Source organism: Xylanibacter ruminicola (assembly GCF_900142525.1).
GTDB classification, from domain to species: domain Bacteria; phylum Bacteroidota; class Bacteroidia; order Bacteroidales; family Bacteroidaceae; genus Prevotella; species Prevotella ruminicola_A.
Genome location: NZ_FRBD01000020.1, coordinates 59628 through 74734 on the forward strand (window position 1 = coordinate 59628; position 15107 = coordinate 74734).

The 15107-nt window shown below is 45.8% G+C and carries 13 protein-coding genes and 1 other RNA gene; 7 read left to right on the forward strand and 7 right to left on the reverse strand.

Annotation, left to right across the window (positions count from 1 at the left end):
- Window position 1: 1 nt before the first annotated feature.
- From BUB86_RS13130 to BUB86_RS13140, 3 genes are read right to left on the reverse strand one after another with little or no spacing between them, the layout of a single operon-like run.
- Window positions 2-2041 (reverse strand): alpha amylase C-terminal domain-containing protein, encoded by a 2040-nt coding sequence (locus tag BUB86_RS13130; protein WP_073210281.1) that lies wholly within the window; start codon window positions 2039-2041, stop codon window positions 2-4.
- A 33-nt stretch (window positions 2042-2074) separates the two neighbouring features.
- Window positions 2075-2521 carry a YhcH/YjgK/YiaL family protein gene (locus BUB86_RS13135; protein ID WP_073210283.1) on the reverse strand — a complete coding sequence of 149 codons (447 nt, stop codon included), beginning with the start codon at window positions 2519-2521 and terminating at the stop codon, window positions 2075-2077.
- 23 nt (window positions 2522-2544) lie between these two features.
- Window positions 2545-3663: an MORN repeat-containing protein gene (locus tag BUB86_RS13140; RefSeq protein ID WP_073210285.1), complete on the reverse strand. Its 1119-nt coding sequence runs from the start codon at window positions 3661-3663 to the stop codon at window positions 2545-2547.
- Window positions 3664-3789: 126 nt separating this feature from the next.
- Here BUB86_RS13140 and kdsB point away from each other — a divergent pair, with 126 nt between their 5' ends.
- Window positions 3790-4536 carry a 3-deoxy-manno-octulosonate cytidylyltransferase gene (kdsB, locus tag BUB86_RS13145; RefSeq protein ID WP_073210287.1) on the forward strand — a complete coding sequence of 249 codons (747 nt, stop codon included), beginning with the start codon at window positions 3790-3792 and terminating at the stop codon, window positions 4534-4536.
- Here the strand turns inward: kdsB and BUB86_RS13150 are convergent.
- On the reverse strand, window positions 4516-5196 hold the full coding sequence (locus BUB86_RS13150; protein WP_073210289.1) for a DnaJ domain-containing protein: 681 nt from the start codon (window positions 5194-5196) through the stop codon (window positions 4516-4518). The genes kdsB and BUB86_RS13150 overlap by 21 nt on opposite strands.
- 134 nt (window positions 5197-5330) lie before the next feature.
- Here BUB86_RS13150 and BUB86_RS13155 point away from each other — a divergent pair, with 134 nt between their 5' ends.
- Together BUB86_RS13155 and nudC are read left to right on the forward strand one after the other, a co-directional pair.
- A complete protein-coding gene (locus tag BUB86_RS13155; protein ID WP_073210340.1) occupies window positions 5331-7097 on the forward strand; it encodes a bifunctional metallophosphatase/5'-nucleotidase in 1767 nt (588 codons plus the stop codon).
- A complete protein-coding gene (gene nudC / locus BUB86_RS13160) occupies window positions 7094-7867 on the forward strand; it encodes an NAD(+) diphosphatase (RefSeq protein WP_073210291.1) in 774 nt (257 codons plus the stop codon). Before BUB86_RS13155 ends, nudC begins: the two co-directional genes overlap by 4 nt.
- Here nudC and BUB86_RS13165 read toward each other — a convergent pair.
- Window positions 7864-8646 carry a DUF4738 domain-containing protein gene (locus tag BUB86_RS13165; protein ID WP_073210293.1) on the reverse strand — a complete coding sequence of 261 codons (783 nt, stop codon included), beginning with the start codon at window positions 8644-8646 and terminating at the stop codon, window positions 7864-7866. The two genes, nudC and BUB86_RS13165, sit on opposite strands and share 4 nt — an antisense overlap.
- Complete coding sequence (locus BUB86_RS13170) at window positions 8643-9962, reverse strand: UDP-glucose dehydrogenase family protein (RefSeq protein WP_073210295.1); 1320 nt, start codon at window positions 9960-9962, stop codon at window positions 8643-8645. The genes BUB86_RS13165 and BUB86_RS13170 overlap by 4 nt, the downstream gene beginning before the upstream one ends.
- A 110-nt stretch (window positions 9963-10072) precedes the next feature.
- On the opposite strand from BUB86_RS13170, the gene BUB86_RS13175 reads away from it, so the two are divergent.
- Window positions 10073-11200, forward strand: a complete 1128-nt coding sequence (locus BUB86_RS13175; RefSeq protein WP_073210297.1) for an SPOR domain-containing protein — start codon at window positions 10073-10075, stop codon at window positions 11198-11200.
- Complete coding sequence (locus BUB86_RS13180; RefSeq protein WP_073210299.1) at window positions 11197-11727, forward strand: FHA domain-containing protein; 531 nt, start codon at window positions 11197-11199, stop codon at window positions 11725-11727. Before BUB86_RS13175 ends, BUB86_RS13180 begins: the two co-directional genes overlap by 4 nt.
- A 442-nt stretch (window positions 11728-12169) precedes the next feature.
- On the opposite strand, the gene ssrA is transcribed toward BUB86_RS13180, so the two are convergent.
- Window positions 12170-12570: a transfer-messenger RNA gene (gene ssrA / locus BUB86_RS13185) on the reverse strand.
- Between the two features lie 153 nt (window positions 12571-12723).
- On the opposite strand from ssrA, the gene BUB86_RS13190 reads away from it, so the two are divergent.
- Window positions 12724-13530, forward strand: a complete 807-nt coding sequence (locus tag BUB86_RS13190) for a polysaccharide biosynthesis/export family protein (RefSeq protein WP_073210301.1) — start codon at window positions 12724-12726, stop codon at window positions 13528-13530.
- Window positions 13531-13542: 12 nt separating this feature from the next.
- Window positions 13543-15087 (forward strand): GumC family protein, encoded by a 1545-nt coding sequence (locus tag BUB86_RS13195; RefSeq protein WP_073210303.1) that lies wholly within the window; start codon window positions 13543-13545, stop codon window positions 15085-15087.
- The last annotated feature ends 20 nt before the right edge of the window (window positions 15088-15107 follow it).

Sequence of the window (15107 nt, forward strand, 5' to 3'; positions counted from 1 at the left end):
TTCAGATTTTCTTCAATACTACGGCCGAACGAGCCGGGATATAGAGTTTGAGCCACTCCTTATGATCCTCAACATAAAGAGGATCGTAGTTTGTGAAGTGAGTAACTGTGTCGTCGGCAAAACCGTTTCCACCAAAATCCTTCGAGTCGGTATTCAACACCACCTTATAAGAACCCGTTGGAACCAGGAAGCCATAATCGGTATAGCTGCGTGTAGGCGAGAAGTTGAATACAAATACCAGATCGCCACGCATGAAGCAAAGTACCTGATCGCCATCATCATGCCATATCTCAACTACGGGTTTATCCTGGAAGTTGCGCACACTCTTGATGGTCTTCAACATCTCGCGATCGAAGTCGCCCAACCAATGATAGCAGAGATCTTTATTATCTACAAGATTCCATTGGCGACGAGCATACTTATAGCTCCATCCATTTCCTTCGCGTGGGAAATCAATCCACTCTGGATGTCCGAACTCGTTACCCATAAAGTTTAGGTAACCACCATTGATGGCTCCGACAGTTACCAGGCGAATCATCTTATGGAGGGCGATACCACGCTGGGCGATATCGTTTACATCCTTCTTGGCAAAATGCCAATACATATCGGCATCAATCAAACGGAAGATAATGGTCTTATCGCCCACAAGTGCCTGATCGTGACTCTCGCAATACGAGATAGTCTTCTCGTCAGGTCGGCGGTTCTTCACCTCCCAGAATATAGAGCAAACGTTGATATCCTCATCGCGTACCTCTTTAATAGTCTTAATCCAGTAATCAGGGATGTTCATGGCCATACGGTAGTCGAAGCCGTAACCTCCATCCTCGAACTTGGCTGCGAGACCAGGCATACCTGATACTTCTTCTGCAATAGTAATTGCATTAGGATTAACCTCATGAATCAGCTTATTAGCAAGGGTGAGATAGCAGATAGCATTATCATCCTCATGACCATTAAAGTAATCACCATATCCTCCAAATGCCTCACCCAGGCCATGAGAGTAATAAAGCATTGAGGTTACGCCATCAAAGCGGAAACCATCGAACTGATACTCCTCTAGCCAATACTTACAGTTAGAAAGCAGGAAGTGCAGCACATCATCCTTACCATAGTCGAAGCAGAGCGAATCCCAAGCCGGATGCTCATGACGGTCGCCTGGATAGAAGAACTGATTAGGATCGCCAGCCAGATTTCCCAAGCCTTCAACCTCATTCTTTACAGCATGAGAGTGAACGATATCCATAATCACGGCAACGCCATTCTTGTGGGCTGTATCAATAAGTTCCTTCAAATCCTCAGGTGTGCCGAAACGGCTTGATGGTGCAAAGAAAGATGATACATGATAGCCGAACGAGCCATAATAAGGATGCTCCTGAATGGCCATCACCTGAATACAGTTATAACCATCCTTAATGACACGAGGCAATACATTATCCTTAAATTCCTTATAGGTGCCCACCTTCTCGGCATCCTGCCCCATACCTACATGGCACTCGTAAATGAGCAATGGGTTCTTCTTGGGCTTGAAGTTCTTTTTCTTGAACTCGTATTTCTTCTCAGGATTCCAAACCTGAGCTGAGAATATCTTGGTATTATCATCCTGAACCACACGGCGGCACCATGCAGGGATGCGTTCTCCTTCTCCCCCATTCCACTTTACCTTCATTTTGTAAAGCTGACCATGCTTCAGGGCTTTCTCTGAAAGTTTCAACTCCCAGTTACCAGTACCAGCTATGCGCTTGCAACGATACTTCTCGTTCTCCTGCCAGTTGTTAAAGTCACCAATCAGATAAATGTCGGTAGCATTAGGCGCCCACTCGCGGAACACCCAGCCTTTAGCCAACTTATGGAGTCCGAAATAAAGATGACCAGAAGCAAAATCACTAAGAGTCTTCTTGCCATTCTTTGTCAACTGGTTAATCTTCCATACAGCGTGGTCGTGACGTCCACGGATGGCTGCCTCAAAAGGTTCCAACCATGAGTCATTACGCACCAACCCGATATGCTCAGGAGCCTTAGATTGTTTCTTTTTTGTTTCCATAGTTATTTATGTTTTTTTATTATGCTTTTACTTTTATGCCTTCACTTTGAAAATTGCTTTCTTAACCTCAGCCTCATCGATAATGCAAGGAGCATGACCATCCTGAGGGAAGAAGATAGCAAACTGACCAGGATTAACAGTCACATAGGTCTGAGGCTTTGTATCGCCATATTTGGTGATGTCCTTCTCTGCATTATATTCAAAAGCAGGAAGGTCGGCCAATGGCGTATAACCAAATGTCTCGGCGCAGGTTATTGGAATTTGAATATCAATCATTTCGATATGAGTCTCGAGAACTGCAGTATCCTTGGTGCGCTGTTTGGCCACCTGAAGATTCATAAACAAATCCTTTTCCTTAATTGGATATTTACCTACCTCCATAGTCTGGAGATTGTTATTCTTCAAAAACTCAACTACTTCGGCAAACAACGGATTAAGTGTTGTGTACTTGCCCAGATTCTCAATAGTATCAATAATCATAATCGGATAAATTTTAAAGTATTCTATTTTGTTTCTCTGTGCCCACGAGTATATGTACCTTGGGCGGTAACTTTTCCATTTCTATCTTTTTCTACAAAGTTTCCATCGCGCAAATCGTCCTGATACGAGCCTTCGAAACGATTGCCATCCTTATCTTCCTCGATAGCAGCACCATTACGGCGACCATTCTTGAAGACACCCTTGAACTTGGAACCATCGGCAAAGCGAACGATACACTCGCCATTAGGCTGACCAGCCTTGAAGGTTCCCTCAACGGTATCACCACACTTCTTGGTCAGCTTACCACGACCCTCCTGCTTATCAGCCTTCCATTGTCCTACATAAGTATCGCCATTCTGCCACACAAAAGTACCCTGACCTTGTTTGTCGCCTTTGGAGAACTGACCTGTGTACTTGTCGCCATTAGCATATTTGAAAATGCCCGAGCCTGTTCGCTCGCCTTTCACGTAATCGCCTTCATAAACATCGCCGTTCTGGAACTTATAGATGCCGCGACCGTTCATCTCGTCATCAGCCCAGGGGCCGATATAGACATCTCCGCCCGCATATTTAAAAGTACCTTTGCCCGAGCGCATATTCTCCTTCCAATCGCCATCATATACCGAGCCGTCGCCCCAATCGTAGATACCTTTACCATTTTTCTTATCATTCAGCCAATCGCCCTTGTAATAGGCACCACTGGCAAATGTATAAATACCATAGCCAGAGCGCTTATCCTGCTTCCACTCGCCATCGTACTTATCGCCATTATAGTAGTACATAATGCCATGCCCTTGCTGATAATCACGGAACCAAAGGCCATCGTAGCGATTGTTATTCTGGAAATAATAGGTTCCCTTACCATGTTGCTGATCCTGAAACCATTCGCCTTCGTACTTCTCACCATCAAAAAAAGAGTATGTACCAAATCCTTGGCGCTTACCCTTCACGTATTCGCCTTCATACCAGTTGCCGTTCTTATATACGGCCTTACCCTTGCCATGAGGCTTACCCATTACCATTTCTCCCTGATATTCGCCACCATCCTTAGTAGTAGCCGAACCGAGAGTTATTTTCTGTGCTCCTGCCGTAAAGGGCAGAAACAATGTGAATGCTATAATCGAAAGTTTATTTATATTCATTTGAACTATAATCCTATTTTGTGTGTGCAAATTTAAATAAAATTATTGAGGTTCGCAAATTCCATACGTATAATTTTATAAGTTTTTGCGTTTTCATCAGTTTTTTTATTTACCTTTGCACCCATTATGAAGTTTATGGCTATTATTCCTGCCCGTTATGCTTCAACAAGATATCCGGGCAAACCGCTTGCAATACTGGGCGGTAAAACAGTAATTCAGAGAGTGTACGAGCAGGTGAAAAGCGTGCTCGACGATGTATATGTAGCTACCGATGACGACCGCATTTACGAGGCAGTAGTTGGTTTTAGCGGTAAGGCTGTGATGACCCGTACCGACCACAAGAGTGGTACCGACCGCATTGAGGAAGCTGCAGAGAAGATTGGTTTGGATGCCGATGTTATCATCAATGTTCAGGGTGACGAACCTTTCATCCAGCCTTCACAGATAGAAACATTGATGCACCTCTTCGATGCGCCCGAAACTCAGATTGGCACATTAGGCAAGCCATTCGAATCGATAGAGGCTGTTGAGAATCCTAACTCGCCAAAGATTGTAACTGATAATCGCGGTTTTGCCCTTTACTTCAGCCGTAGTGTGATACCTTATATAAGAGGTAAAGAGCGCGACAGCTGGTTTGGCGAGTATCCATTCCTGAAGCATCTGGGTGTTTACGCCTATCGCCGCGAGGTACTGGCCGAAGTAACAAAGTTGCCCATGAGCAGTCTGGAGAAAGCAGAGAGTCTTGAGCAACTTCGTTGGTTACAAAACGGTTATCGTATCCGTGTGGGCCTTACCGATATCGAAACCGTAGGTATCGATACCCCTGAGGATTTAACTCGCGCAGAGGAATTCTTACTGAAGCATCTGGCGTAACAAATCCTTCTGACGCTCAGTCAGATTTGTCGGAAGTTTTACTTGATAGGTAATGATGAGATCGCCAAAGGTTCCATCACCTCTATCATATCCTTTACCACGCAGGCGAACCTTAGTACCTGGCTGGGTTTCTGGTTTAATTTTCAGCTTCAGCTTCTGACCATTCGACAAGGTTACAATCACCTCACCGCCCAGCATCGCCGTGTAAAGATCTATCGTTACGTTAGCATTCATCTCGCCGCTATGCGTTCTGGGTTGGCGACCACCGAAACCTTGGAATCCGCCAAAGCCTCCACCCTGCTGACCTTTGCGGCCAAACAGGTCTTCGAAGAACGACGAGAATCCGCCTCCACCTTGGAAGCTGCTAAAGTCGAAACCGCTGAACGGATTGCCTCCGCTCTGACCTCCTCCGCCAAAGCCTTGGAAATGTTCAGCCTCACGCCATTTCTCGCCATATTGGTCGTACTTGGCGCGCTTCTGCGGGTCGCCAATTACATCGTAAGCCTCCTGAAGAGCCTGGAACTTAGCCTGGGCCTTAGGATCATCAGGATGCAAATCAGGATGAAACTGCTTGGCTCGCTTCAGATAAGCCTTCTTAACATCTTTCTGTGGTATAGTTTTATCTACGCCTAAAATCTTGTAATAATCAATAAATGCCATAATCTAATCCTCCTATTTCTTTTTAATCGGTTTCCTGCAAAAAATGTGCCAAGTTGGCCTCAAAAATAATTAATTAAATGTTTGGGAATATCGATTAAAATATGTATTTTTGCACCAAAATAGCTAATATGAATATGAATAAAACAGTATTGATACTGATTTCTGCGCTGTTATCAGTTGTACCTATTGAGGCAAAGAACTCCAAGACAGTTAAAATAAAAGTGATTGAAACCAGCGATGTACATGGTCATTTCTTCCCATACGATTTTATGGAAAAGAAGCCGATAAGGGGCACACTTACACGCGCCAACTCTTATATTAAGGAGCAGCGTAAGAAGTATGGTGAAGACCACTTCCTGCTGATAGATAATGGCGACATTCTGCAAGGTCAGCCTTGTGTATATTGGACCAACTACGTGATGCCAGAAGATGAGAACCTGGCTGCTACGGTTATCAATTACATGAAATATGATGCAGAGACCGTTGGTAATCACGATATAGAACCAGGACACAAAGTTTACGACAAGTGGATTCGTGAGGTTCGTTGCCCACTACTAGGAGCCAATATCGTAAAAGAGCAATACAAGAATGCCGATGCCCGCCCAGAGCATATCTACACAGGACTTAAGCCCTATTCGGTTCACTACAAGGATGGCGTTAAGATTGTAGTTATCGGCATGCTTACCCCAGCTATTCCAAACTGGTTGAACAAATCAATATGGAAGGGATTAGAGTTCGAAGAGATGACATCGTGCGCCAAGAAATGGATTAAGTATGTGAAGGAGACTGAAAAGCCTGATCTGATTTTCGGATTGTTCCACTCAGGACTTAACGGCGGAATCAGCACACCCGAATACGAAGAAAACGCTACAGAATCAGTAGCCCGCGAGGTACCAGGATTCGATATCATCTTCTTTGGTCACGACCATCAGGTGCACAACATGTGGGTTACCAATAAAGTTGGCGATAAAGTACTGTGTGTCGACCCTTCATGCTATGTAGCCAATGTGGCCGAAGCAGAAATCACCCTTACCTACAAAAAGGGTAAACTTGCCAAGAAGGATATTAAAGGAAACATCGTGAATGTGCTCGACGAAAAGATTGACGAGCAGATGCTGAAGGACTTCCAGCCTACCATCGACAAGGTGAAGGATTATGTAAACACCAAGATTGGTTACTTTAAGAACCCCATCTATACCCGTGAGAGTTTCTTTGGAAATTCTGCATTTACCGACCTGATTCACAATCTGCAGATGAGCATCTCGAAGGCCGACATATCATTCAACGCACCTTTGGCATTCGATACGACTATCGATGCAGGCGAGGTGACTCAGGCCGATATGTTTAAGCTTTATCGCTTTGAGAATCTGCTCTTCGTTCTCAAGATGACTGGTGAGGAAATCAGAAAGCATCTGGAGTTCTCATACGACATGTGGTGCAACACCATGAAGTCGCCAAGCGATCATGCTTTAAGATTAAACGACGATGCTAAGGAAGACCAGCAACGTACTGGTTTCCAATACTACACCTTCAACTTCGATTCTGCTTGCGGCATCGATTACGAGGTAGACCTGACCAAGCCCGACGGACAGAAAGTCAGGATTCTCCGCATGTCGAATGGCGAACCATTTGATGAACATAAGTGGTATAAGGTAGTGATGAACAGCTATCGCGCCAATGGTGGTGGCGAATTGCTGACTCGCGGCGCCGGCATCCCCAAGGACTCACTCGAGAGTCGTGTACTGTTCCACACCGACCTGGACCAGCGCCACTATCTGACTGAAGAGATTAAACGTTTGGGCACTATCGACCCACAAAAGAATAACAACTGGAAATTTGTGCCAGAAGCATGGGTAAAGCCTGCTCTGGAAAGAGACCGTAAACAATTATTCGGAAAATGAAACAACATTATTTTGTATTCTGTAAAGAAGAACTGTTATTAGAGAAGACCCCCGACGGCGGATACACGATTCCATTTCTGGAAGAACCGCCAACAGAAGTGAAACCATGGACCAACGTGATGAACATCACGCCTCTGGATGGTATCGAGGTTAAGACCTACAAGATTGACCACCCCGTTTGTGATGATCCACGCTACGAGATGTGCGGATTGCGCCAATCATTCTATAAACTCGAGAAGTCGCTTTATCAGAAAGCCGGCAAATGCCATGAGCTGCTTTATTGGGATGCCAACACCAAGTTCTGTGGTGTTTGTGGCGCCCCCATGAAGATGGATACCGAGATTTCGAAGAAATGTACCGAATGCGGCAAGGAGATATGGCCACAGCTGGCCACAGCCGTCATCGTGCTGATACACAAAGGGGATGAAGTGCTGTTGGTTCGCGCCAAGAACTTCCGTACCGATTTCTATGGATTGGTTGCAGGATTTGTAGAGACAGGCGAGACATTAGAAGAAGCTGTAGCACGCGAGGCATTCGAGGAGACTGGAGTACGCATCAACAATATCCGTTACTTTGGCTCACAACCTTGGCCCTACCCTTGCGGACTGATGGTAGGATTTAATGCCGATTACGTATCAGGCGATATCCACCTGCAAGCCAGCGAAATAGCAAAAGGAGGCTGGTTTAAACGCGATAACCTGCCCACTATTCCAGAAAAATTATCAATTGCACGTATGCTGCTCGATGCGTGGTTGGAAGAAAAAAATTAATATTCAACCAGCTTCATCGATGATACACCTGTATAACTGATGGTCGTCTCAACCATATAACACGAGGCACCATCAGGGATACATAGTGTGGCGTTGAAATGCAGTCCGTCGGCATCTACATGGCTATACTCCATGTTAGCCAATATAGCCTCATTCAAGAAGGATTCAGGCACAATCCCCTTGAACTGCTGCTTATGGAAATCGCTCGAGAACAGCTTGTTAGCCCCAACGAAAACGCTTATGTGCATAATGTTGTCATAGTACACGTTTTCCACCTCAAGTCCATCTTCGTTATACGAGCGCTTGGTCACCTTATACTTGGTGGGATTAATGGCGATATACCAATGGTAACGGGTATTGTTATAAGATACCACCGAGTCGATCTTTACCTGATGGGTATAAGTAAGTATGCTTGGAGCACTATGCTCTTGTACAGCCTCTTCTTCAGCCTCGTCGCCCTTCTGCAATTTCAGCAGATCGCCATTCTGATTATTAAACCAGAAGAGATGTTCAGTTTGTTTTGCGATACCATATACCGCACCCGAGCCCAGATAAAGCGAATCTTTGTAGATACGGAAATAGGTAGGCATGCTGGTGGCATCGGCAAAGTAGATAGTGTCGCCTTTGGCTCTGAAAGTCACGTTGCCACTCTCCTCGTCTACCCAAACGCCCTGAAGCATAGCCTTGGCCTCTTTATCCTCGGACACTACCGATGAATTGTTCTGATGGCAAGCCACCAGAACAACCATCAATAATGATATCGTAAACAGTTTCTTCATTTACCTATGCAATGATACTCGAAGCCATTTTCGTCGAGCTCCTCGATATCGAAGATATTACGTCCGTCGATAACCAATGGGCGCTTCATGGCTTTCTTGATAACACCCCATCCTGGCAAACGGAACTCCTTCCACTCTGTGAGCAGCAGCAGGGCATCGGCATCCAGAACCACGTCGTACATATCGCGACAGTATGTCACCTTATCGCCTATTCTGCGCTTACACTCGTTCATAGCAATTGGGTCGTAAACACGAACGTTACAGCCAGCCTCTATCAGAAGGTCGATCATGACCAAGGCTGTTGATTCGCGCATATCGTCGGTCTCTGGCTTGAACGAGAGTCCCCACATAGCGACGGTCTTTCCCTTCAGAGCCTCCTTGCTGCCGTATGCCTTCACCAGCTTCTCGAAAAGCACACTCTTCTGTTTCTCGTTCACACGCTCTACGGCTTTCAGCACCTCCATCGAGTAACCATTCTGGTCGGCAGTCTTAATCAGAGCCTTGACGTCTTTGGGGAAGCAAGAGCCACCATATCCGCAACCTGCATAGAGGAACTTACGTCCGATACGTGTATCCGAACCTATACCCGCGCGTACCATATTAACATCGGCCCCCACACGCTCGCAGAGATTAGCTATATCGTTCATAAACGAGATACGTGTGGCCAGCATCGAGTTGGCAGCGTATTTGGTCATCTCGGCCGATGGGATATCCATAAATATCACGCGGAAGTTGTTAATCATAAAGGGCTTGTAGAGCTTTGTCATCACCTTTTGGGCCTTCTCGCTCTCTACACCTACTACCACGCGGTCGGGGCTCATAAAGTCCTTGATGGCATTACCCTCTTTCAGGAACTCTGGGTTCGAGGCTACATCGAATTCGATGTCAACACCACGCTTCTCCAGCTCTTCCTCGATGGCCTTACGCACCTTCTTAGCTGTACCTACAGGCACAGTACTCTTTGTAACCACAACCACGTATTTCTTCAGGTTCTGACCGATAGTCTTGGCCACCTGAAGCACGTATTTCAAATCGGCCGAGCCGTCTTCATCGGGAGGTGTACCTACGGCCGAGAAAACAATCTCAACATCGTCGAGTACAGACGCCAAATCGGTAGTAAACTTCAGTCGTCCTGCGGCTACATTCTTCTTTACAAGCTCATCAAGACCTGGTTCATAGATGGGAATTTCGCCATTCTTCAGGCGTTCAATCTTGTTCTGGTCTACATCAACACAAGTTACATTTGCGCCGGTATCAGCAAAACATGTTCCTGATACCAAACCCACGTAACCGGTTCCTACAATTGCAATATTCATAATCGTTAATTAGAAATTTTTCGGCAAAGGTACACTATTTTTTTCATTTATCAAGCATTTTAAGTATCTTTTATTTGTTTATCTCATTTTTTTGATGTAAATTTGCACCCGTGATTGAATTAGAGAGACATATTGAGATACTGTTGCTCGACAACGACTGCGTGATTGTGCCCAATTTGGGAGGCTTTATGGTGCACCATGTCGAGGCAAGATACGACGAGGAAGACGGCGTTTTCCTCCCCCCACTCCGTACACTTGGATTTAACCCCCAGCTTAAGATTAACGATTCGCTGCTGACCCAGTCATACATCGAGGCCTACGACATCAGCTATCCTGAGGCCATACAGCGTATTGAGGACGAAGTAAACGAACTTACCCAGCACCTGCAGAACGAAGGCCGTTACGAGCTTAATAATATAGGTATATTAGAGCTGAACGAAGATGGTAACTACGTGTTTACCCCTTGCGAGGCAGGCATCCTGTCGCCAAGCCTTTACGGATTGAACTCGTTCGAGATGAAGACTCTCCAGATGGTGAACGAACAGGCCGTTGCAGAAGAAGAGCCTGCGAAGGAGCCCGTCAGGGAGACGTCGTCGAATGTGGTTAAGCTTGAGCACCCGATGAAACATCTGATGGAAGATGCGGCCGATAACGCCACAGAAACCACCGATGAGGTTGAGGACGATGAAAACGATGTTGTACGCATCAAATTCACATGGATTCGCAATGCCGTTGCCGTTGCAGCCATTCTGCTGGCAGTATTCTTCGTGTCAATGCCAACAGGCAAGACAGAGTTGATGACTCGCACTATCAGCAATCTGAACAATCAGTTGCTGTTTGGCATGATGTCGTCGAAAGACACCAATACCAGCGCCATCGACTTTAAGCGTAAGGACGCTCAGAAGCCAGCCACCAAGGCAGCCGAGGCCATACTTGACACCATCAAGCCAGCCAAGCCTGCAGAGGTAAGCAAGCCTGCGGTTAAAGCAGCTAGTCGCGAGGGCTACTGCATCGTTCTGGCCAGCCAGGTAAGCAAGCATAATGCCGAGGATTTCATCAGCCGACTGGCCCAACGCGGCTACGAGGGAGCAGAAATTTATGTTCATAACAACATTACGCGTGTGGTTTATGGCCATTTCGATAATCAAGCCGATGCATACAACAAGCTTCAGAAGATATCACGCGAGAAAGAACTTGAAGAAGCTTGGGTTTACAAATACAACGAGACGAGCGAATGAAGAGAGTACGCTGCCCAAAATGCGACCAGTATATCACCTTCGACGAGACCAAGTACGAGGCTGGCCAGTCGTTGGTATTCAAGTGCCCCGAATGCGGCAAGGAGTTCGGCATCCGTATAGGTGTGAGCAAACTACGCGAGCGACAGAAGGACGAGAACCCCGACGAGCAGGCTAACGAGGAAGGCTGCGGATCGATAGTAGTTATCGAAAACGTATTCCACTACAAGCAGGTTATCCCACTCCGTATGGGCGACAATGTGATAGGCCGCTATCAGAAGGGCAATCCTGCCAATACCGCTTTCGAGACCGTTGACCCCAGCGTAGACTTGAATCATTGCACCATCACCGTGAGTCGCGACAAGAAGGGTGGATTGCGCTATACGCTTAAAGACAACAATAGCAATACCGGCACATTTATAGATAATGTGGAGCTCACGCCAAAAGAGCGCCGCGTTATCAGCGATGGCACCCTATTCACCCTTGGTGCCACCTCCATCATTCTCCGAACGTCAAGCGAAGAGTCATAAGAAAAATGACACTGTCATTTGTCATAATTGTCATGTGTCATGAATTATGGCTTCATTGCCTATTTGTTTTTGGGCCTCAGATCAAGGCAAAGACAGCTCGGATTGAACGAAACGCAACTTCGATGATGTCGAGACGTAATTTCGAGAGCCCATAGCCGTAATCTCAAGCTAAGGGTATTAATGAGCGAAATTGTTACCACGTTAGAAAAAAACATTTTCCCTTAAGGGTAGCAAATCTTGAAACATGACACATGACAATTATGACAAATGACAGTGTCATATTTCACACCAAGACATTCACAAAACACCGTTCAAAAATTCATATTATATAATATATTATAATATATTATATAATATGGTTGATAAAAACAGTTTTTCGAATCAATGCCCGTTCAAATAATCATGCTGTCATTTGTCACGTTTGTCATGATTCGCAAAACCTTAGTGGAGCTGGAGGGAGTCGAACCCTCGTCCGCACAAGGAAACCATACGCTTTCTACACGCTTATCTTGGCCTTCATTTTCGTGTGTCGGCAAGACCCAAGCCACCAACCGGCACCTTATCTCCTAAAACTTCATCCGTGCATCGGAGCCTACATAGACTATTTCCGATTTAACCTGCGCCGCTTGATCTTTGGATTCGGAACAACATCCTCGGAGCGACGTCTCGTTCTCCTACCTTGTAAGAGAATAAAGCCAGTAATCTACTGTACTTCGATTAGGCAGCGAGAGCGTAATTGTTTTCGCCAATTATAATTTCCTTGACTCAGATTATGGAGGGAACCAAAGAAGCCTCCGCGTGCTTACGTACCATTTCATCTCGCCGTCAAATCCAGTCAACCCCAAGACAAAAAGTCGTAATTTCGAACTGCTCACTAGCAAATTCGGCTGCAAAGATAGTACTTTTTCTGATACAAACCATGTTTTTATCCAAATTTTTAGTATTTTTGCCCCCGATTTCTAAAATAATAAGGTGTAAACAGCGTTTTAAAAGATAATGAAAGCTATCATAAAGAATATCATCATGGGCGCATCTGTGGCAATATTATTGTCGGGATGTATGACGCCTAAGACTGTGGCATACTTTCCTGAGCTTACCGATGGCGAAATCCTTACATTGGCTCAGAGCAAGGGTATAGTATTAAAGCCTGCAGATAAATTGTCGATAATAGTAAACACAAAATCGGCCGACCTGAACAACGTGTTAAACCTGCCTGTAACATCACAGATTATAGGTTATACAGCTCTACAATCCACTAATCAGAGTCGCGGTTCATCAGGCTACACCATCGATGCCGAGGGTTACATCGACTTTCCTATTATAGGTAAGGTGAAAGCATCCGGACTAACCCGCGCTGAACTAGCCGCACACCTGAAGGAGGCGCTGAACGAGAACAGTGTTGCAAAAGATGCCGTAGTAACCGTAGAGTATCTGAACCTGGGATTCTCAGTCATCGGAGAGGTCAGAACACCTGGCTTCTACCCCTTCGACAACGATAAGACCACACTACTGCAGGCGCTGAGTAAAGCTGGCGACATGACCATCTATGGCGACAGAAACAAAGTAAAAGTGCTGAGAATGAAAGAAAACGGCCAGCAGGAAACCTACGTGCTGAGCCTGCAAAATGCCGAAGCTATGGCAAAATCGCCTGCCTATATACTGCAGCAGAACGACATTATATACGTTCAACCCAACAACTACCGACAGCGCCAAGCTGCTAACGCCAACGATACCACAACAGGATCGTTCTGGATTTCGGCCGTATCGGTACTTACTACAATCCTTGTGCTCATATTCAAATAAAGAAACATCAACATGACTATAGATAGTTTTTTCAAGGCATGCTTTGCCAAATGGAAATGGTTTGTAACATCGGTAGTAGTCATCATGCTACTAGCCATCATTTATCTGATAGTTACTCCCCCCAAATACACCAAGAAGGCCCAGGTGCTGGTTAAAGAAGAAAACAACATGGGAGCCATTATGGGCCAGATTGGCGGACTAGCAGAACTGGGCGGATTGATAGGCATCGGGGGCTCGCAGAATGTATATAACGAGCTATACGCCATGCAGTCGCCCTGGTTACTGCTCAATGTGGTAAACCAGCTACATCTGGACATGAGCTACACCATCAAGGGCATTCGCAACAAGGAGCTGTATGCCGAAACACTCCCCATAACCATCAACTTTAAGAACATCACCGACGACGACGATGTGAAGATGAAGGTTGACTTGAAGAAGAACGGCGACCTGAAGCTGTATAAGCTCAAGAAGAACGACGACAAATACGATGACGAGCTAACCGGACACATCAACCAGACTCTGAAAAGTTCGATTGGCGATATAGAAATCAAAGCTACCCCCTACTTCAACAGACTTAAAGACGATGAAGTAACCATCACCGTAAAACGCACAGAGCCCATGGCAATGGTGGATTTCATCAAGAAGAAGCGTCTGAACGTGGTAGTTGGCAGCCGCGATGCCTCTATCATCGACATTAAATATAAGGACGTATCAAGACAGAGGGCTACCGATGTGATTAATGCCATGATTGCAGAATATCGCAAAGAAACCCGCGAGGATCAGGATCTACAATCAGCAGCTTCAGAGAAATATGTGATGGAGCGACTGGCAAGGCTTGAAGGCGAACTGAAGACACTTGATCAGCGTGTGGCCGACTATAAGAGCAAAACCATGATGCCCGACCTTGAAGTGATGGCAAAAGTTTATGCCGAAGGAGCAAAAGATATCTCTACAGCCCACATGGAACTGAGCAATCAACTATATGTGGCCCAATCGATACGCGATTATCTGAAAGACGAATCGAAGAAAGACCAGATGCTGCCAGCATTACTGATAGCCGACAATAAAGGCTTGGCCGACCAATTGCAAGCATACAACACGCTACAACTGCAGAGAAGCAAGATTATTGCCAGCTCGAGCAAGGAGAGTCCTGTGGTTAAAGATATAGACCAACAGCTATCGGCTATGCACGATGCCGTGCTGATAGCAGCCGAGAACGCTATCAAGCAGTTGAAAGTGCAAATCAAGAGCGTTGCAGCCAAGGAGAACGAGGGTAAACAACTGATTGCTTCTGCCCCACAGAAAGCCATCGGAGGACTATCAGACGAACGCGACTGGCGAGTGCTGAACGAGGTTTATGTATTCCTGCTGCAGAAACGAGAGGAGTTCCAGATGACCAAGGAAATGAAGACCGACATCAGAGTACTCACCCCACCAGTTGGCGTTAAAGAGCAGAGTTCACCAGTAAAGAAAAACGTACTCTTCGGAGCCTTCCTTTTAGGCATTCTCATTCCTGCCTGCAGAATCTTTGTTCGCGAACGAAACGCCCAAAAATGAGAATCGGACTAAGATCCAAA

Excerpts from the sequence above, each read along its gene's own strand:
- BUB86_RS13130 (WP_073210281.1), bottom strand. The coding sequence starts at position 2,041 with ATGGAAACAAAAAAGAAACAATCTAAGGCTCCTGAGCATATCGGGTTG.
- BUB86_RS13135 (WP_073210283.1), bottom strand. The coding sequence starts at position 2,521 with ATGATTATTGATACTATTGAGAATCTGGGCAAGTACACAACACTTAAT.
- BUB86_RS13140 (WP_073210285.1), bottom strand. The coding sequence starts at position 3,663 with ATGAATATAAATAAACTTTCGATTATAGCATTCACATTGTTTCTGCCC.
- kdsB (WP_073210287.1), top strand. The coding sequence starts at position 3,790 with ATGAAGTTTATGGCTATTATTCCTGCCCGTTATGCTTCAACAAGATAT.
- BUB86_RS13150 (WP_073210289.1), bottom strand. The coding sequence starts at position 5,196 with ATGGCATTTATTGATTATTACAAGATTTTAGGCGTAGATAAAACTATA.
- BUB86_RS13155 (WP_073210340.1), top strand. The coding sequence starts at position 5,331 with ATGAATAAAACAGTATTGATACTGATTTCTGCGCTGTTATCAGTTGTA.
- nudC (WP_073210291.1), top strand. The coding sequence starts at position 7,094 with ATGAAACAACATTATTTTGTATTCTGTAAAGAAGAACTGTTATTAGAG.
- BUB86_RS13165 (WP_073210293.1), bottom strand. The coding sequence starts at position 8,646 with ATGAAGAAACTGTTTACGATATCATTATTGATGGTTGTTCTGGTGGCT.
- BUB86_RS13170 (WP_073210295.1), bottom strand. The coding sequence starts at position 9,962 with ATGAATATTGCAATTGTAGGAACCGGTTACGTGGGTTTGGTATCAGGA.
- BUB86_RS13180 (WP_073210299.1), top strand. The coding sequence starts at position 11,197 with ATGAAGAGAGTACGCTGCCCAAAATGCGACCAGTATATCACCTTCGAC.
- BUB86_RS13190 (WP_073210301.1), top strand. The coding sequence starts at position 12,724 with ATGAAAGCTATCATAAAGAATATCATCATGGGCGCATCTGTGGCAATA.
- BUB86_RS13195 (WP_073210303.1), top strand. The coding sequence starts at position 13,543 with ATGACTATAGATAGTTTTTTCAAGGCATGCTTTGCCAAATGGAAATGG.